We start from the raw sequence: 19,521 nt of genomic DNA, 5'->3' as shown, positions 1-19,521 counted from the left end.
TCAACCAATCAATTATTGATTCAAGCGGTCGCGTCATCAGCACTTGGGCTGATGTAATCAACCGGGCTAACCTGGGTATGGAAGTAATGCACGAGCGTAACGCTCACAACTTCCCCTTAGATTTGGCGGCTTTAGATGTTGCTCCTGTAGCAATGACCGCTCCTTCTATTAACGGTTAATTCTTAAGTTTAGCTAAATAATAAAGCGCTCTTCCAAAAGGGAGGGCGCTTTTAATTTAAGTTAGGGACTCCAAGAAATAAATTAGAGACACAGAAAATACAGAGAGAGGAGGAATAGAGAGAGTTTTTGCGTCAGTTTTGGAACATTTTTTTATTTGGAAGTCCCTTAGTACAGATACTGTTATTGCAGTTCGATAAAAACTCCTAGACATTGTTGATAATTACTAAAAAATAGCGAAAAATTATACAAAAAACAAAGACAAACTTTGTAAGAACTCTAGGTAGAATACATAAGCCTCACCTTCTTTTTCAAAATCATGGGCAATATTTTTGGTCATCTATTTCGCATCAGTACTTTTGGTGAATCTCACGGCGGCGGTGTGGGGGTTGTGATTGATGGTTGTCCTCCCCAACTAGAAATTTCGGCAGAAGAAATTCAAGTAGAACTAGATAGAAGACGTCCTGGGCAAAGTAAGATTACAACGCCTCGCAAAGAAGCGGATACCTGCGAGATTTTATCAGGGGTATTTGAGGGCAAAACTTTGGGAACGCCTATATCAATTTTAGTGCGGAACAAAGATACTCGTCCCCAAGACTACGACGAGATGTCTGAGAAATATCGGCCCTCTCATGCAGATGCAACTTATGATGCCAAATATGGCATTCGCAATTGGCAAGGTGGGGGTAGATCCTCAGCGCGTGAGACAATCGGAAGAGTCGCAGCAGGTGCGATCGCTAAAAAAATTCTTCGTCAAGTCGCCAATGTCGAAGTTATCGCTTACGTTAAGCGCATCAAAGACTTGGAAGGTGTAGTTGATCCAAATACTGTCACCTTAGAACAAGTGGAAAGCAATATTGTGCGCTGTCCCGATGCTGAATGCGGCGATCGCATGATTGAATTAATTGAGCAAATAGGTAAACAAGGTGATTCTATCGGTGGTGTAGTAGAATGTGTGGCGCGAAATGTGCCGAAAGGTTTGGGCGAACCAGTATTTGATAAATTAGAAGCTGATATCGCCAAAGGTGTCATGTCTCTTCCTGCTAGCAAAGGCTTTGAAATTGGTTCCGGTTTTGGGGGAACGTTGCTAACGGGAATTGAGCATAACGACGAATTTTATATTGATTCAAATGGTGAAATCCGCACACTAACAAACCGTTCTGGTGGTATTCAAGGGGGAATTTCCAACGGAGAAAATATCATTTTGCGAGTTGCATTTAAGCCGACAGCAACAATTAGAAAAGAGCAGAAGACTGTAACTCGTGAAGGCGAAGAAACGCTCTTAGCAGCCAAAGGACGCCACGATCCTTGTGTATTACCGCGTGCAGTTCCAATGGTTGAGGCAATGGTGGCGTTGGTACTGTGTGACCATTTGTTAAGGCATCATGGGCAGTGTAAGATTTTGTAGACCTGCATTTCACTGACAAAAATATTAGCGTTGCAGAGAAAACGGGATAATTTAGCAACTTCCAAAATTCCCCTTCTCCTTCCCCTGCTTGCCCCAATTCATCTTACTGTTCTGGAACGCCAAAATATTTATTTTCTTGGGGTGGGTATTTTAACTCGCCCTCTCAAAGAAGAGACTGTACTCCAATTCTTTTTGAGAAAAGCAAGGTTAATTTGTAGATGTTTGACCGAAGAGGCAGGGGAGCGGGGAGCAAGGGAGAATTTATCTCCTCTGCCCCCCGCACCGCGCCCCCTGCATCTTTTGAATGCCCCATGCCCCCTTCCTAATTCCAATCCTGTTCCTCTTTCTTGCCACGACTTTTGTAAATACCCCCCAGATTGTGAATTTGGCGAGTTTTCTCAAAAAGCTCGGCTTCGGTCAAACCCCACTGCTGCAAGGCTTTATCTAGGTCTTTTTGGATATCTCTTGCCCCTGGAAACCCTTGATAACGCATTCGCAGCCTAGCTAATTCTGCTAAGTTATAGTCTGTCGCCTCTTGAGAGAGTAAAATATCAATAAGGGGGCGATCGCGGCTATAAAGAGGATGTTGTTGGTCTTTGCCGACCCTTGCTTCAGTCATCGTGAGTCCCTGAGTGAGAGGTTATAAGTTAGGAATTAAGAGTATAGAGTCTTAGTTTTTAAGTTTAGCCCAGAGCTGAGGAGCAGAAAAGGCAAAAGAAAATCATCTTCTGCACTGACAAGTCGATTGTAAAATTGAGAACTCCTTATCTACTCATCACTCCTAACCCCTAGTAGACGGCAAGTACACCTGATGTCTTACGGCTCTCACCACTGCCACTCAAGTTTAAATAAAGTTACATTAGTTCTTAAGAAAATACAAAAAACTTTAGATGAGGGTGAATTTTATCTCACCCAAAGTCCAAGCAGCGAGGGAGCAAGAACCCATTATGTTTGAACACTTCACTTCCGAAGCCATTAGAGTAATTATGTTAGCTCAGGAGGAAGCCCGTCGCCTGGGACACAACTTTGTAGGAACAGAACAAATTCTCCTGGGTTTGATGGGAGAAGGAACTGGGGTTGCTGCTAAAGTGCTGGCCGAATTAGGCGTTACCCTCAAAGATGCACGTCGCGAGGTAGAAAAAATTATTGGCAGGGGTTCTGGCTTTGTACCACCAGAAATTCCTTTTACTCCTAAGGTAAAAAGCCTCTTCGAGCAATCGTTTAAAGAAGCTCATAGTCTGGGACAAAATTACATTAACACTGAACACTTACTCTTAGGATTGACCGAGGCTGGTGAAGGTGTTGCCGCCAAAGTACTGCAAAATCTAGGAGTTGACTTCAAGACCGTCCGCAGTGCCATCGTTCGCCGTTTGGGTGAAAATGCACCAGCTTTAGCTGGTGGTGGTAGTCAAAAGCGTACCCAACCATTAACGATGGAAGAGTTTGGTCGGAATTTGACTAAATTAGCACAAGAAGGCAGACTTGACCCCGTAGTTGGTCGCGAGAAGGAAATTGAGCGGGCGATCCAGATCCTCGGTCGCCGCACTAAGAATAACCCAGTGTTGATTGGAGAACCAGGAGTTGGTAAAACTGCGATCGCAGAAGGTCTAGCTCAACGGATTATCAACCAGGATGTTCCCGAAACCTTACAGGATAAACAAGTTATCAGCCTCGACATGGGGTCATTGGTAGCTGGAACTCGCTTCCGTGGCGATTTTGAAGAACGCATCAAAAAAGTCGTGGAAGAAGTCCGCACTGTGGGCAATATCATCTTGGTGATTGACGAAATTCACACCTTGGTTGGCGCTGGTGGGACAGAAGGTGGTTTGGATGCAGCGAACATCCTCAAACCTGCCTTAGCACGGGGTGAACTCCAGTGTATCGGCGCAACTACCCTCGATGAGTATCGTAAGCATATCGAGCGTGATGCCGCCCTAGAGCGTCGTTTCCAACCGATTAAGGTTGGGGAACCCTCAGTAGAGGAAACCGTACAAATTCTCTACGGCTTGCGCGGTGCTTATGAGCAACACCACAAAGTCACAATTTTGGATGCAGCACTTGTAGCAGCAGCAGAATTATCAGACCGCTACATCAGCGATCGCTTCTTGCCAGATAAGGCAATAGACTTGATTGATGAAGCTGGTTCTCGCGTTCGTCTGCGGAACTCTCAAATTTCTCCCAATAAAGAACTCAAGCGTGAACTCGCTGGCGTTACCAAAGAAAAAGAAGCAGCAGTCAGAGTCCAAGATTTTGATAAAGCTGTAACCCTGCGTGACCAAGAGTTAAAACTTGCAGAAAAACTGCAAGCAACGTTTACACAAAACGATCAACCTGTCAACTCTACTGTAGTTGACGAAGAAGATATCGCCCAAATCGTTGCCTCTTGGACTGGCGTACCAGTCAACAAGCTTACTGAGTCTGAGTCAGAATTGCTTCTGCACCTAGAAGATACTCTGCATCAACGGCTTATTGGTCAAGAGCAAGCAGTCTCGGCTGTATCTCGCGGTATCCGTCGCGCCCGTGTCGGCTTGAAGAATCCCAATCGTCCCATTGCTAGCTTTATCTTCTCTGGGCCTACCGGAGTCGGTAAAACAGAATTAGCGAAGGCACTAGCTTCTTACTTCTTCGGTGCGGAAGATTCCATGATTCGCCTAGATATGTCCGAATACATGGAAAGCCACACCGTCGCCAAGCTAATTGGTTCGCCTCCTGGTTATGTGGGATACGACGAAGGCGGACAGCTTACAGAAGCTGTGCGGCGGAAACCATACTCAGTGTTGCTATTCGACGAAATCGAAAAAGCTCACCCCGATGTATTCAATATGCTGCTGCAACTCTTGGATGACGGCCACCTTACCGATGCCAAAGGTCGGAAAGTGGACTTCAAGAACACGCTGATCATCTTGACTTCCAACATTGGTTCCAAGGTGATTGAAAAAGGTGGTAGTGGTTTAGGCTTTGACTTCGACACTCAAGCCGACGCTAGTTATAACCGCATCCGCACCTTGGTAAATGAAGAATTGAAAGCTTACTTCCGTCCTGAGTTCCTTAACCGTCTTGATGAAATTATCGTCTTCACCCAGCTTTCTAGGGATGAAGTCAAGCAAATCGCTGAGATTATGCTTCGTGAAGTTGCTAGCCGGTTGACAGAAAAGGGAATTATTCTTGAAGTTAGCGATCGCTTCAAAGACCGTGTAGTGCAAGAAGGCTACAACCCTAGTTATGGTGCTAGACCTTTACGCCGGGCAATTATGCGCCTCCTAGAAGATTCTCTTGCCGAAGCAATGCTGTCTGGTGAAATTACAGATGGAGATACAGCGATCGTTGATGTTGATGATGACTCTCAGGTAAGAGTACGGAAATCAGAAAAACGAGAATTGCTCTTGGCAAATGTTGGATAATTTTATACCTGATCACCTTTTGCTGTAATATTTGAGGAATACTCTAGCCTCTCATCTAAGTAGAGGCGATCGCAGGGGCATCTCCGACAAACATAAATTGAAATGGTATTATTTATCACCCCTAGTAGAAATGCTAGGGGGTTTTTTATGCAATTTTATTTTTAGCGGGCAATATCCACCTACCCACAGATGATTATAATGAGTTTAGGACATAGCAGCAATATGATTGAAAATCAAAATTTCCAGATAGTTAAAGATACTGTCATAATTGATGAAAAAGGATCTTAATTTTTATCCACAAATCATTGCGATATTGATTTCTCTGCCAACAATTCTGATGCTGCTTCACCCTCACCGACGTTATCAGAATTACCAGATTTAGAAAAACCATCTGCTATATCTTTAATAAAACCAGCTACAGGTACCGCGATTAGCAAACCCAAAACTCCACCAACATTGGTTCCTACAAGCAAAGCAATTAACACCCATATTGGTCTGATACCAGTAAATTTGCCTAAAAGTCGGGGTGCGATCGCCTGATCAATTACCTGGTCAATGACAACAGCTACTGCAAAAATCTTCACTGCTAGCCAAAAGTCATGTGTGGCTATTATTAAAGTTATTACAACAAGACTGACGACATCGCCAAAGGGAATTAAACTCAAAAGCCCAACCCCTAAACCAAAAAGTAAAGCAAACTGGACTTGAAAAGCTAAAAATAATAATGTTAATGAAACTCCCATCAGCAAAGCCAAACTTCCCTGACCAATCAAGTAATTTTGAAAGTTTTGTTGAATAGATTGGCTTACCTTCTGAGCAAAACTTCCAGGTAGCTTTTTAAATAACACCTCCCAAATCCTTGGGCCATCTAACAACAGATAGAAAGTGAATACTATTGTGATTAATCCCTCAGAGATACTATCAATCGTATCTATGAGAATGCTTAAAAGTTTGTCTGAAAGAAACTCTAATTCATTGGGTAATTGCTCAGTTAATCGGTTTAATAACTGACTTAATTTCACATTTAAATTGTGCGTAAAAAACCAATCATTTAAAATTTTAAGTTTTTCTTTGCTAGAATCAATCCATTGGGGAAACACTTTCACCATCTCATTAAATTGCTCTAAAACAATAGGAACCAAAGTTATACCCAGAGCAACGATAATGATTAATGCTGATATAAAAACCAATGCTACTGCATAGCCACGTTTCACTCCTCGCTTTTGGAGAATGGTAACAGGATAGTTTAAAATGAATGCAAGCAAAGTAGCCAAAACAAGAATTGTTACAACAGGTTGAAAATTTTTAACCAGCAAAAATGCTAGCCACCCATTGAGAAAAACTAAAGGAAATAACAGCGTAAAAATTAACCATCTAACCAGTTGATTCAGTGGAAAATTCATAATTAATTTAAAAATCCAAATTATTCTAGTTACTAGATTGAACCGAGTAATTAAATATGTTCAAGGCTCAGAACTTGCACCAGTCCAAACAACCGCCTCAGCATGAATTCTGGGGCTACTAGCTAAAGTCTATCTATTCAAGACTGGGTAAGGTTTATACTCAAATTGAGTGGACTTGTGCTATTAGCCAGAGAATTTATTCTCTGGCGAGAAAGTAGGCAGGTGCAAGATATAACCAAGGGTAAGTACATGAGAAAAATCTTCCCTATTCCCTACTCCCTACTCCCCACTCCCTATTCTTCCAATCACGAACTTTCAGCGAAAGCTAAAAATTGCTCCTCATTTATTCGCCCTGCTTGATACAGAGTATTAGTAATTTCCGAAATAGTTAAAACTGCATGACTACGATAACCATTTTGCTGTAACCTATCTTTCACTCCTTGTTCATGGTCGATAAATACCACAATATCATTAACATTTAATCCTGCTGATTCCAACTTTCCTGCCCCTTCCATGACACTTTTACCACTGATGAGAATATCGTCAACCACTACAACTGTTTCACCAGGATGAAAGTTACCCTCAATTACTCTCCGAGTTCCATGTGCCTTCACCTCTTTACGGGGAAAAATCATCGGGCAATGAAGGCGTAAAGCTAAACCAGTCGCAGTAGGTAAAGAACCATAGGGAATACCTGCTAATCTATCAAAAATAAGATTCTTCAAAATATCCTGATATGCAGTGAGAACTTGATTAAAAACTTGGGGATTGGAAATAATTTTGCGTAAGTCGATGTAATAAGGAAATATAGCTCCTGATGCTTGGACAAAACTACCAAACATAATGCAGTCAATATCATAAAGTTGTAAAATCAAATCTTGGTAGGGATGCTGATTTAGGAAACAAACATCAGGAAACCACACAGAACATGTGGAATTTTCGTGAACAATTTCAGTTTTGATTTGATTAATTTCTGCGCGTAAATTCTGGATTCCTTCAGATAGTTGAGTGTTTCCCAACATATCTTGAGGAACAGGAATCAGTAAACCATCACCATTAGCATTCAAACCTGCTTCTAAAATTTGCTTCAGGTTTGCGCCTTCCGCCCAGATGCTACGCGCCATAATAATTCGTTCAGGCGCGATCGCTCGAATAAGTGCTAAAATTTCAGGATTTGTAGTTCCCACTTCCAAACCTAATTGTTCTGGAGTTCCCCAGGTTTTTGATTCTTTTACCACTTGCAAATAAAGGGGTGATTCGTTTGTCGGATATTGCTGTAAAGCTTCTGCACCTGGATTAGAAGTACAGCATAAAATAAACACCGCTTTATCAGGATAGACCAAAAAAGGTGCTACATGATCTTGTCCTGTATAAGGACTGAGAGTGATTGCATCCACCTGCCATTGTGTAAACACAGTTTGGGCAAAAATGGTACTAGTATTTAAATCACTGTGTTTAGCATCTAAAATTACTGGGATATGGGCTGGAATAGCTGCTAAAGTTTTGTACAGCAATTCTAAACCGGGGATACCTAATGCTTCGTAAAAGCCAAGTGTCGGTTTATAGGCACAAACATAATCAGCAGTTTCAGCAATAATGAATTGTAACCATTTCTCCAAACCAGTGATCAGTTCTTCAGATTCATAACGCACAGGCATCATCTCTGGATTTGGATCAAGTCCTACAAATAGTAAGCTTTGATTTTGCAAGATATTACGATTCAGTTTATCAAAAAAGTTCATTTTTTTAGTTTAAAAAAGAGTCATTGATCATTGGCCATTAGTCCCCGTGTCTCCCTATTTCCATAACCATAGTGTGTTTACGAAAACATTGATTCAGTTAATTCAGTACCGCCAGCTTTCCGCCCTAATCGAGAGTGAATAATTACAAATAAGATAACCATTGGCACTGAGGCAAAGTGAACAATTCTCAATGCTTGCCAATCGCCAAACATATCCACAATCCAGGGAAATTGAGCAGGTTTATACATTCCTATCCCTGTCAATAACGCCAGCAGCAAGATAGGAATAATTGCTGTATACGCAATTCGATGCCAAGCATAAATTAGGCGTTTGGAATTTTGAGTTTTTTGTAATGCTTTGAAGTCATTGGCACCTACAAACCGATGTCGCCAGCGTCGGGTAATTAAAATGTAAATTCCATACCACAAGAGATTCAACGAAAATAGCCACATTGCGGCAAAATGCCAGTGTCTACCTCCTGCGAGCCAACCTCCTAACGTAAATATCGGAGGAATGTGCAAACCTGCACGTCCACCAAAAACAGGGTTGGCGTTGTAAATTTGTAGTCCACTGGTGAGCATGATAAACAGGCTAATGATGTTACACCAGTGGAAAATTTTGGCTCCTATTGCTTGAGTAGGTAGCTTTCGAGTTTGAGAGGGGGTCGAAGTCATAGATTTTGACTGATAAAATTTTTTGTTTATCTGTCTTGGGTAAATAGTCCAGCAAATTTGGGGATGGACATTACTCACCTTTATTTTCCCATCCTATGACTCAGTATTCTGACATTGATGGTCTACCATCTGCTGTTTTAACTGTCTGTTTAAGTGTGGCTAAGGTAAGGTATTCTAATTTACCTGTTCTACCTACATTAATTTATATAGCAAGATGATATAAACTTAACAAGACTATATAAGTCTAATTTTTAAAATCTAGGTTAGTAGGATGGGCATTAGCTACACCTGAGCTTCAAGTGTAAGGAATTTTTTCAAAAATTCTTCTTTCCTACTCTCCACTCCTAGCCTATCGTGCTTCGCGCACCACGCAAATAATTTCAGGAATCAAACCGGATTCCTATATATTTCATATTTAAGTGTTCAGAACAGTCCTAATTTGGGAATAATAGCAAATAGATAAAATTCTCACATTGTAGCTACTGAACGAATAAAAACAAGAAGGATTTATGAGAATGGAACCTTTCGGTATTTATACCCTGGCTAATGATGTCGTTTACGATCAACTAGTTGCTTTGCTCAATAGCATTGAGGTAAATGTTGGCGCGGATATTCCTATATGTATTATTCCTTATGATGATAAAATACAACTTTTGAAACAGGAAATTAATTCAAGACAAAATGTTTGCTTATTTGAAAACAAAACATCAATGCAGCGTTGGGAAGAATTTTATAATCAAGTTTGGAACGCGCACCCTAAGGCACATCAGAAAATTCAAGGGCATTATAAATGGTATAAAAATAGCAATTTATTTAGAAAAATGTCTGCTTTTGATGGTAAGTTTGATAGATTTGTGTTTTATGATGCCGACAGTTTAGCCATGAGTTCTTTGGATAGAGTTTTAGAGAAGTTAAACGATTATGACTTTGTGTTTGACGATTGGGAGCATCGCAAATCAACCCCTGTAGCAGCATTAAATTTTTCTTTAATTGAAGATAAAATTTATTTGTCAGAATCTGAGATTCGCTCTCAGTTACATTGCTCTAGTTTCTTCGGTTCAAAAAGTGGTATTTTTGGGGATAATCAACTAGAAACGCTTAGAGAGCTTTTGGTGGATAAGCAAGAGTATACCTGGATCAACAATCATTCATGGTGGTGTGATGCAGACTTATTTAGCTATATGACTTTGCGATATAATCGCCCATTATTTAACTTTACCCTTAGCCCCAATGGACAGGACAAGACTGGCAACTGTGCTGATGTTGATCCATTCGTTAATATTAACAATGTTCTTTACAATCAAGATGGATTAAAAAATATCCATCGCCTTCACTACATGAATTATCCTTCAATTGATTTTACTCGACTTTCTCAAGGTGAGGATGTTAACATCCGCTATAAAAATGAATTTTTATACTATCGTTTTTTAAAAAATCCTGAGCAAAAACCAAAAAATCTCAAAACGCCAAGTATGCTGGCTAAAAGCCATAGATTCATTAAAAAGGTCGTAAATAAAATCAAAACAAATATGGAAGCACCGCACTTTTTTAAATGACTCAAACCTACAATAATCCATTGAGTTAGGCACATCGATGGACAAGGATTTGAGGCAAATTTTATCGTTTCCATTGCGATCTGTAAATCTTGGTTCGACTTACCTAAAAACTGGCGTATTTCCTAATTGCGGCATAGTGTCTTGCTGTTGTATTCATTTCAATGATCAACTCTGTCCCTTGACCTAATTGAGAATTACACTTAAGTTTACCTTGATGTTTTTCAACTATAATTTCTCGACTAATTGATAGCCCTAACCCTTGACTTTTGCCTACTGGTTTGGTCGTAAAAAATGGTTCAAATATATGTCGTTTGATATGAGGAAGTATGCCTTGACCATTATCAGAAATGCGAATTATAATTTTGTGTTTTTTTCCTAGTAGTTTATCATTTACTAAAACTTCATTACTCTTGACTAATGATAAATGGCTGCTAATAATTTCTGTATGAATAAAAATATTGGGAGTAAAAGAATAATCATGTTTCATCCTTTCTTCTAAGGCATCAATGGCATTAGTCAAGATGTTCATGAATACCTGATTTAGTTCACCAGGGTAACACTCAATTAAAGGCAATTTCCCAAAGTTTTTAATTACTTCAATCCCGGTTCTATCAGGCTTTTCTTTCAAACGATGCTGCAAAATCCTTAGAACACTATCAAGTCCTTTATGCAGGTCAACCTTTTTTGTTTGACCTTCGTCAGAGGTTGAAAAATTCTGCAAGGCGAAAACAATTTCTTTAACGCGCTCAGATCCGGCTCGCATTGACCACAGCAATTTCAAAAAATCTTTCTTCACGAAACCAAGGTCGAGGCGTTGCAGATGTAAAGCTATAACTGGTGTCGGTGTGGGATAGTGATGTTGGTAAAGTTCAATGATTCTGATTAAATCTTCAGCATATTGACTCGCAGGATGGAGATTGCCGTAGATGAAACTAACGGGGTTGTTAATTTCGTTAGTCATATCCGCCACCAGTTGACCGAGGTTAGCCATTTTCTGGTTCTGCAATAACTGCTTTTGGGTATATTTGAGTTCTTCTAGGGTAGTTTCTAGCTGCTGTGATTTTTCCCTAACTTGGTCTTCGGTAGACTGGAGTTGTTCAAATAGTTGGTATTGTTGAGTAGCGTAGGCGCAGCCCGTCGTAGACATCGCTTTATCTTGAGTAATATCTTTGTGCGTCCCCGCCATCCGCATTGGTTTACCGAATTCATCCCACTGAAATACTTTCCCACAAGTCAAAATCCACTTCCACTCCCCGGATTTAGTCAACATTCGCAATTCGGCTTCAAACACAGGTGTGCATCCTTCCAGATAATCATGCAACACCTGGCGAATTCTTGGTAAATCCTGTGGATGTACAAGTTGCTCAAAGGATTTATGCTCATTTTCGATTTCGTCTACTTCATACCCCAAAATGCCCTTCCAGTGAGGATCATAATAGGTTTTGTTAGTTATTAGATTCCAATCCCACAACCCCAAGCCACTGGCTATTAAGGCCATTTGTAAGGCGGCTTGTGAGCATTGACAAGGATCTAAATTTTCTTGAGATAAGTCTTTTGATTCTGGGAAACTCTGAGAATCTTGTACTGACAAAGCTTCCGGTTCATGGGTAGCGGGTTTTTCGATATGCATAGCTGCTGGTACGATGAGGAAGATATCCTGTAGCTCTCTCTACGCTGTCTTAGCACCCTGACGATCCAGTTATGGATAAATCGTCTACTTAATTGATTAGGCTGTCACTGCCCATATCATCAATTTGGATGGAATTTAGAAAAAGGTAATGCGATCGCAGTTGCGATTTAAAAAAATAGCTCCATTGTGTGCATCTACATTCTAAGATATGTCTAAAAAAAGTAGTTCAAATCACATATAATTACCTAAAAACTCGAAAAAATTTGTAAAAAAAATTTTATGATTAAGTCACGTAAAATCTTTTAGGATACAAAGAAATTGTCAAGCCTTGTTTGTAGCTTTTTGGAAAACGACTGGCTGCTATCCAGACAAAGCAGGCTACATTGAGTTGCAAAGAAGAATGGTGTGAGAAAATTTCATGCTTTAGAGCCGATCAGTAATGACTATAGATGAAGTAGTTTTGCTACTAAAAGCCAGTCAAGCAACCGGTTTAACGACACGTCAAGAGATTATATTGCGTTCTTCGTGGGAAGGAGAAACCTACACGAATATAGCCTGTGAAGCTGACTACGATGAGGAAGGTGTCAGGAAAATTGCTGCTCATTTATGGCAATTACTAAGTGTTTTTTGCAAAGAACCTATAAATAAATCAAACTTTCGCCAGACTTTAGAAAATCATCGTCTTAGCAAACCACATCAGCAATTAGTTAAGGAATTCAACAAAGCAGCCACGGCTATATCCTTAGAATTTCCTAGTGGCCCAGTATCTCTTAATTCCAGATTTTACATCCCTTGCCCGCCAATTGAAGAAGTTGTCTACACAGAAATAGCTAAACCTGGAAGTCTTATCTGCATCAAAGCACCAAAGAAGATGGGGAAAAGCTCTCTAATTTTGCGGTTGCTTGCACGCGCTAACAATCAAGGCTTTTGCACCGTGACGTTGAACTTTCAGCAAGCAGATAAAGCAGTATTTGCCAGTTTGGATAAATTTTTGCGCTGGTTCTGTGCAAAGGTGAGTCGGGAGTTACAGCTAGAACCAAAACTCAATGATTATTGGAATGAAGATATGGGTAGCAAAGTCAGTTGCTTTATCTATTTCCAAGAGTATTTACTGTCGGCGCTGGAAAGTCCTCTTGTTTTGATATTGGATGAGGTGGACTGGGTGTTTGAGCATCAAAAACTTTTTGAAGAATTGTTATTATTGCTGCGATCGTGGTATGAACAAGCCAAAGGTGTAGAAGTTTGGCAAAAACTGCGTTTAGTTCTGGTTTATTCAACGGAAATTATTGTTCCGATAAAACTGACTCAATCACCATTTAATATTGGTTTACCGATTAAGTTATCTCCCTTTACAAGAGAGCAGGTGCTGGATTTGGCACTACGTCACGGCTTGGATTGGACAGATGGGAAAAATGTCGATAGTTTGATGGCAATGGTGGGAGGATATCCTTATTTGCTGCGATTGGCTTTTTATCACCTTGTGGGTAGAGGGGGACTAGAAGGAAATTTAGAACAGCTATTGCAACAAGCACCCACAGAAGCAGGAATTTATCACGAGTATTTAAGGCAGTTTGTGTTAGTGCTACAAGATGAGCCAGAATTGAAAAATGCTTTTTATGAGGTAATTAACGCTACAAATTATGTGCAATTAGAGCCAGCATTAGTATGTAAATTACAGAGTATGGGGCTAATTAATTTAGAAGGCGATCGCACTACTGTTGCGTGTGAATTATATCGTTTATATTTTCGACAATATCTTAAAAAAAGTGAGAGTTTAAATGTTGAAGAAGAATCCAGAATTCAGAATTCTGAATTCAGCAATGTTTCAGTGGGGGATTCTGTTCCTATTCAAAGCTTATCAGGGCTTTTACACCGTCCAGGAATGAAAAGTGCAACTTTAGAGGAAATGGAAAGAGGAATCCAAGAAGGTTCAAGTGATTGGACTTGATACAAATGATTTTATGGTCATAAAAGCCTTTTTCTTCTAAGAGGTTGTTTGAAAAGTATTTCATTGTCAGTTTAAACACTTTCAGATCCCCCCTAACCCCCCCTTAAAAAGGGGGGAACCGGAATTAAAGCCCCCCTTTTTAAGGGGAATTGGGGGGATCGATAATGTTTTGCTACCGACGAAAGGACTTTTAAAAGATCCTCTAAATATTTAATTAATTATTTTCGTTTGACACACTCAAACCTCTATAGAAATTTGTTCCAGTAAAGAACCACCTATGGGAATTTCTTTATTTTGTTGGCGATAGTCATCAATTTTTTAACGTAAGATTAAATTGGTAGCACAACGCGAGATTTCATGACGATAAAGTTTATTCTAAGCGACTATGTTGACCGAGCGATCGCCCAGGCAATTTATGACAAGTTAGAAGATGGTATATTTGCAGGTAGAATTCCTGTTTGCAAAGGAGTGATAGCTTTTGCATCGACTTTACGCGAGTGTGAGGATGAATTACGCTCAACACTGGAAGACTGGATTTTGCTTGGGTTAAAGCTGGGACATTATCTACCAATAATTGATAATATTGACCTCAATAAGGAGCCGACTCTTGAGCCGATAGATACCCTGTAAGCGTCGGGATTTTGTGAGAAAATTACGACGGATTGGGTTTGAGGGGCCTTATTCTGGAACAAGACATCAATTTATGGTTTATGGGCAACATCGTCTAACTATTCCCTCTAATGATGAGTATTCTGTACCACAATTGCGGCTGATGATTCGGGAAGTTGAGGTGATTCTAGAGCGGGAAATCACGCTAGAAGAATGGAATAGCCTTTAAGATTTGCCTAGAAGCGATGTCTGACGACAACAGCGATCCGCTTATCGATTTACACTTCTTTTGTAGAGCGATGTCTCCGACGGGCTACGCCTACGCAAGCTTTCGGCTCAATGATATACCAAAATAAATGCGTGAATTACTCAAATGAGTAAGCAAACTGGGGTTTGAGTAAGTAAAAGCTGCTTTTGCTTGCGGAAAACACTAAAATGAGAAAGTAAAAGCTGCTTTTGTTTGTGGAAAACACTAAAATGCGAGATTAAAAGCTGCTTTTGAAGAAATAAAAGCTGCTTTTGTTTGTGGAAAACACTAAAATGCGAGATTAAAAGCTGCTTTTGAAGAAGTAAAAGCAGCTTTTGTTTGTGGAAAACACTGAAATGCGAAATTAAAAGCTGCTTTTGAGAAAGTAAAAGCAGCTTTTGAATAAGTAATCAGGCATTTTTACTTAATTCAAGATGAATTTTAGTGTAGGCGATCGCTATTTTTAGTTTTATTACGGTACGCTTTGCACAAAACCTGTAAATTTATAGCCTCATGTATTCTATTCTGGATTTGAGGAGAGGCGATCGCGTAGACTTGCCAAATTTTCACGACATTTGACAGTGTGGGGATGATTCACCCCTAATCCTTGCTCAAAAATCTCCAAAGCTTGCAGATACAACGGTTCAGCTTCTACATAAAGTTCTTGCAAGTAGTAGAGTTTTGCCAGATTGTTGAGACTAAGGGCAAATAATGGATGTTCTTCTCCCAGCAGCTTGCGCCTGAGTGCCAAAGCTTGGATGTGAAGGGGTTCGGCTTCGCTGTATCTGCCTTGGGAGTTGTAGAGTAGTGCTAGGTTGTTGAGGCTAAGTGCCACAGATGGATGTTCTTCTCCCAGCAGCTTGCGCGAGAGTGCTAAAGCTTGGATGGAAAGTGGTTCGGCTTCGCTGTATCTGCCTTGGGAGTCGTAGAGACACGCTAGGTTGTTGAGGTTAAGTGCAACATCAGGATGTTCATCTCCGAGCAGTTGACGCCTGAGTGCTAAAGCTTGGATGTAAAGGGGTTCGGCTTCGCTGTATCTGCCTTGGGAGTTGTAGAGATACGCTAGGTTGTTGAGGCTAGTGGCGACAGATGGATGTTCTTCTCCCAGCAGTTTGCGCCAGAGTGCTAAAGCTTGGATGTAAAGGGGTTCGGCTTCGCTGTATCTGCCTTGGGATTCGTAGAGAGACGCTAGGTTGTTGAGGCTTTGGGCGACATCGGGATGTTCTTCACCCAGCAGTTGACGCCTGAGTGCTAAAGCTTGGATGTAAAGGGGTTCGGCTTCGCTGTATCTGCCTTGGGAGTTGTAGAGATACGCTAGGTTGTTGAGGCTTTGGGCGACATCTGGATGTTCTTCACCCAGCAGCTTGCGGCTGAGTGCTAAAGCTTGTTGGTAAAGGGGTTCGGCTTCGCTGTATCTGCCTTGGGAGTCGTAGAGACACGCTAGGTTGTTGAGGCTAGTGGCGACAGATGGATGTTCTTCTCCCAGCAGTTTGCGGCAGAGTGCTAAAGCTTGGATGTAAAGGGGTTCGGCTTCGCTGTATCTGCCTTGGGAGTCGTAGAGTCCCGCTAGGTTGTTGAGGCTAACGGCGACAGATGGATGTTCTTCACCCAGCAGCTTGCGCCTGAGTGCTAAAGCTTGGATGTAAAGGGGTTCGGCTTCGCTGTATCTACCTTGAGAGTAGTAGAGATGCGCTAGGTTGTTGAGGCTAACGGCGACATCTGGATGTTCTTCTCCCAGCAGCTTGCGCCTGAGTGCTAAAGCTTGTTGGTGAAGGGGTTCGGCTTCTCTGTATCTGCCTTGGGAGTTGTAGAGATATGCTAGGTTGTTGAGGCTTTGGGCGACATCTGGATGTTCTTCTCCTAAGCGTTCTTTGGTAGCTTCTAGACACTTTTGGTACCAAGGTGCAGCTTGGCTATACAATCCCTGACCTTGATAAAATTGAGCATTACCGATGAATAGCGAAATTAAATCATCATCGCTGACGTATTGAATGAGATGATTCGCTACTTCAGCTATATGAGGAATGGCAGGGGAGACAGCAGTAATTTGCTTAAGGGTAGCGTCTTCAGGAATATCTTTGGCAACTGCTACCATTACCCGACAAAGCGATCGCTTTAATTGCTCTGCCTGTTCTAAACCTGTAAGCTTATATTGAAAAAACTCTCTTAGCAGTGGATGTAGTTGATAAACTCCCTCATCTTTGCGCTGAAGTAAATGCAAATTCAACAACTTATCATCTCTAATTTCCTCTAATTCTTCCTCGTCTGACTCTGGTAAACACTGTTCCACCAACTTCCAAGATATAGGTGCGGCGGCGAATAAACTCAGCAAACAGCCAAGCTTCTTATCTTCATCCTTTAATTCTTGCCAACTCAACTCAAAGGCCGCTAATACACCTCGTTGTGCTGTCATATCGGCTTCTGGTTTAATAAGGGCGGGTTGTTCTAGTCGCTTGTTCTCTAACCGCCGCAACATTTCTGTTAGAGATAAATCCTGTTTTCGCGCCAAATATCGCCCGACTAATTCCAAACCCAAAGGTAAATATCCCAACCACTCACACAACTGATTTGCAACAGCCAATTCTTGCTCAATTCGCTGTGGTGTTTCTTTAAAAAATGACTTTAATAACTCTAGCGCTGCTTCTGCTTGCAATACATCTAGAGATAATTCCTTTATAGATGCCCCGAAGTGTTGGCGCGTGGTAATCAACACTTTAAATCGAGAAGATGGCAGAGGTAAGTAAGGCTTAACTTGTTGATATTCTCCAACATCGTCTAATAATAGCAGTACATTACCTTCGCGCCAAAGCCGAAAGCAGTATTGCACTTGTGTGAGGATATCCAAATCTTCTGGTGGGTTTAAATCAAGCTGAGTTCTGGCAAACTGCACAATTTGAATGCCCACATCTCCAGCCTTTGCCAGCAACCAGCAAATTCCACCCTTGTAAGTTTCACGGTGAGCCATTGCATATTGTAAGGCTAATTCTGTTTTACCCAGTCCACCCATACCAGCGATCGCAGCAATTACCACCTGATTATTTTCCTGCAACATCTCATGCAGGTTTTGCAATTCAGCCTCACGTCCAATAAACTCCACCACCCCACTCAGAGGTAAATTTTGTGGTGTTTCAGTAGAGGGATTTAACTTTACCCGTTCCTGTTCGGGCGACTGTAGTCAGAAGTTATTAGTACCAGTGAAAGTATTTCCCTGAAAGACGTTTTTAATAGAGTCAGCTAACTTTGTAGAATTGATAACGCCTGCTGGTTGCGAATTTAGGTCATTCGCTAGCGCCTGGACTTTCGGCGCTTGGGGATCAGCATTTGCGGCTGCTTCGACTTCCCGCACTGATTGAGCAATTTCGGTATCTGCGTCTGCTGCTGCTTTCAACTCCAAGACTGCTTTGCCATAATCTAATGGCTGCTGTGTCGCATCCGCTAGCAAGGGCAATTTATTTTTATTATGTAGCTGTTCGATTAACTCACGACTTTTGTCTAATGCAGCTTCTCCAAGCTTTTCGCCAGTTTTTTCTAGGGCTTTAGTTAAAACTATAGTAGCGATCGCAGTTGCAACAGCTGTTAATGTTACAGGTTCCATAATTTAGTAGCTCTGTCTATTTCGGAAATATATCACAGATATTTAGCAGTTAACTCCATATCCCGCCTTGCAATCAATTGCAAGGCTAATAGCCCAACTCCACTCAAGTGGACTAAAACCCATTCTCAGTCTTCTTTAGAAGACTTTAGCTATTAGCCATAGGTTTCTAACCTATGGCGGGTAATGCAACAGATGCAATATCTCAGACTTACTTGAGTTTAGTAGTTTTTAGGTAAGCCATGTCTCCGACGGGCTGTTGGGTGACGCCTTTACAATTTCATCATTCAACCTCAGAACACAAAACTTCCAGATTAGCTCCATTCCTTACAATGAAATAGGGTTTTATTCACTTTCCTTCTTGAGGGAATCTCAAAATCAACATACCAACTGATGCATGATACCCAACTGCTACCTCGAATTAATGCCACAGCCAAAAGAGAAAATGGTAAACAATATTATGTAGATGCCAAAGGAAATCGCTTTCCCAGCGTGACTACAATACTTAATGCCACCAAATCACAAGCAGACAGAGACAGATTATTAAACTGGAAAACGCGTGTTGGTACAGAAGAAGCTACCCGCATTACTACAACTGCTAGCCGTCGGGGAACCCAAACACACAAACAAATTGAGCGCTACCTTCTTGGACAAAACCCAGTTTGCCCCGAAGCGAGTCGCCCCTATTGGGAGAGTATTCAGCCAGTTTTACAAGAAATCGACACAGTTAGACTTGTAGAAGGCTCTGTTTTTCATCATGATTTGGGTTATTCTGGCAAAGTTGATTGTATTGCCAGCTATCAAGGTATTCCCTGTATTTGTGAGTGGAAAACAGCAGACAAACCCAAAGGCTCAATTGAGCATTTATATGAACATCCACTGCAACTTACCGCGTACATAGGAGCAGCTAATGAGTATTATCGAGATTATGGTATTCAGCTAAAGCACGCTCTTTTGGTAGTAGCGATTCCAGAAATGCCAGCAGAGGTATTTTGGTTTGAATCAGCAGTTATTAAAGATTACTGGGAGCAGTGGGAAAAAAGAGTTGCTGAATATTGGGAACGCAGAAGTGTTTGGGGTTAATCAGTAGAATTGCATAATTACCGAAAGACTGCATTTCTTAACGTGAAGTAA

General features: G+C 41.1%; 14 protein-coding genes and 1 pseudogene. 8 read left to right on the top strand and 7 right to left on the bottom strand.

Translation table 11 applies throughout. From position 1 onward, the window contains the following. Together LC608_RS29815 and aroC are read left to right on the top strand one after the other, a co-directional pair. Positions 1-179, top strand: a pseudogene (locus tag LC608_RS29815) (photosystem II q(b) protein); the annotation flags it as partial. Between the two features lie 317 nt (positions 180-496). Next, positions 497-1,585, top strand: coding sequence for a chorismate synthase (aroC, locus tag LC608_RS29810; RefSeq protein ID WP_229557018.1), 1,089 nt, complete (start codon positions 497-499; stop codon positions 1,583-1,585). A gap of 322 nt (positions 1,586-1,907) precedes the next feature. Here aroC and LC608_RS29805 read toward each other — a convergent pair whose 3' ends face one another. Further along, on the bottom strand, positions 1,908-2,204 hold the full coding sequence (locus LC608_RS29805) for a DUF3288 family protein (protein ID WP_229557017.1): 297 nt from the start codon (positions 2,202-2,204) through the stop codon (positions 1,908-1,910). Between the two features lie 328 nt (positions 2,205-2,532). On the opposite strand from LC608_RS29805, the gene LC608_RS29800 reads away from it, so the two are divergent. Further along, on the top strand, positions 2,533-4,986 hold the full coding sequence (locus LC608_RS29800; protein WP_267871257.1) for an ATP-dependent Clp protease ATP-binding subunit: 2,454 nt from the start codon (positions 2,533-2,535) through the stop codon (positions 4,984-4,986). 302 nt (positions 4,987-5,288) lie between these two features. On the opposite strand, the gene LC608_RS29795 is transcribed toward LC608_RS29800, so the two are convergent. The 3 genes from LC608_RS29795 to LC608_RS29785 form a co-directional block, all read right to left on the bottom strand. Beyond that, positions 5,289-6,389 (bottom strand): AI-2E family transporter, encoded by a 1,101-nt coding sequence (locus LC608_RS29795; protein ID WP_229557016.1) that lies wholly within the window; start codon positions 6,387-6,389, stop codon positions 5,289-5,291. Between the two features lie 305 nt (positions 6,390-6,694). Next, entirely contained in the window at positions 6,695-8,131 is a 1,437-nt protein-coding gene (locus tag LC608_RS29790) for a bifunctional orotidine-5'-phosphate decarboxylase/orotate phosphoribosyltransferase (RefSeq protein WP_229557015.1), read from the bottom strand. Positions 8,132-8,208: 77 nt separating this feature from the next. Beyond that, positions 8,209-8,805, bottom strand: coding sequence for a cytochrome b/b6 domain-containing protein (locus LC608_RS29785; RefSeq protein ID WP_229557014.1), 597 nt, complete (start codon positions 8,803-8,805; stop codon positions 8,209-8,211). Between the two features lie 515 nt (positions 8,806-9,320). Between LC608_RS29785 and LC608_RS29780 the strand changes: the two genes are divergently transcribed. Continuing rightward, positions 9,321-10,361 (top strand): Npun_R2821/Npun_R2822 family protein, encoded by a 1,041-nt coding sequence (locus LC608_RS29780; RefSeq protein WP_229557013.1) that lies wholly within the window; start codon positions 9,321-9,323, stop codon positions 10,359-10,361. 103 nt (positions 10,362-10,464) lie between these two features. Here the strand turns inward: LC608_RS29780 and LC608_RS29775 are convergent, their stop codons facing one another. After that, positions 10,465-11,991 (bottom strand): PAS domain-containing sensor histidine kinase, encoded by a 1,527-nt coding sequence (locus tag LC608_RS29775; RefSeq protein ID WP_229557012.1) that lies wholly within the window; start codon positions 11,989-11,991, stop codon positions 10,465-10,467. Between the two features lie 439 nt (positions 11,992-12,430). Between LC608_RS29775 and LC608_RS29770 the strand changes: the two genes are divergently transcribed. The 3 genes from LC608_RS29770 to LC608_RS29760 all read left to right on the top strand — a co-directional run bounded on the left by LC608_RS29770 (position 12,431) and on the right by LC608_RS29760 (position 14,777). Continuing rightward, positions 12,431-13,939 carry an AAA-like domain-containing protein gene (locus tag LC608_RS29770; protein ID WP_229557011.1) on the top strand — a complete coding sequence of 503 codons (1,509 nt, stop codon included), beginning with the start codon at positions 12,431-12,433 and terminating at the stop codon, positions 13,937-13,939. Positions 13,940-14,296: 357 nt separating this feature from the next. Next, a complete protein-coding gene (locus LC608_RS29765) occupies positions 14,297-14,569 on the top strand; it encodes a type II toxin-antitoxin system HicB family antitoxin (protein WP_229557010.1) in 273 nt (90 codons plus the stop codon). A 13-nt stretch (positions 14,570-14,582) separates the two neighbouring features. After that, the gene (locus tag LC608_RS29760) at positions 14,583-14,777 is read left to right on the top strand and encodes a hypothetical protein (protein WP_229557009.1); all 195 of its coding nucleotides are present in this window, start codon (positions 14,583-14,585) and stop codon (positions 14,775-14,777) included. A 538-nt stretch (positions 14,778-15,315) separates the two neighbouring features. Here the strand turns inward: LC608_RS29760 and LC608_RS29755 are convergent. After that, the gene (locus LC608_RS29755) at positions 15,316-17,895 is read right to left on the bottom strand and encodes a tetratricopeptide repeat protein (RefSeq protein ID WP_229557008.1); all 2,580 of its coding nucleotides are present in this window, start codon (positions 17,893-17,895) and stop codon (positions 15,316-15,318) included. A gap of 75 nt (positions 17,896-17,970) precedes the next feature. After that, on the bottom strand, positions 17,971-18,390 hold the full coding sequence (locus tag LC608_RS29750; protein WP_229557007.1) for a hypothetical protein: 420 nt from the start codon (positions 18,388-18,390) through the stop codon (positions 17,971-17,973). Between the two features lie 390 nt (positions 18,391-18,780). Here LC608_RS29750 and LC608_RS29745 point away from each other — a divergent pair, with 390 nt between their 5' ends. Further along, complete coding sequence (locus tag LC608_RS29745; RefSeq protein ID WP_229557006.1) at positions 18,781-19,470, top strand: PD-(D/E)XK nuclease family protein; 690 nt, start codon at positions 18,781-18,783, stop codon at positions 19,468-19,470. The last annotated feature ends 51 nt before the right edge of the window (positions 19,471-19,521 follow it).

The organism is Nostoc sp. XA010, assembly GCF_020829625.1.
GTDB lineage: Bacteria > Cyanobacteriota > Cyanobacteriia > Cyanobacteriales > Nostocaceae > Nostoc.
Note: the sequence above shows the minus strand (reverse complement) of the source record. Positions and strands in the feature narration are given on the sequence as shown.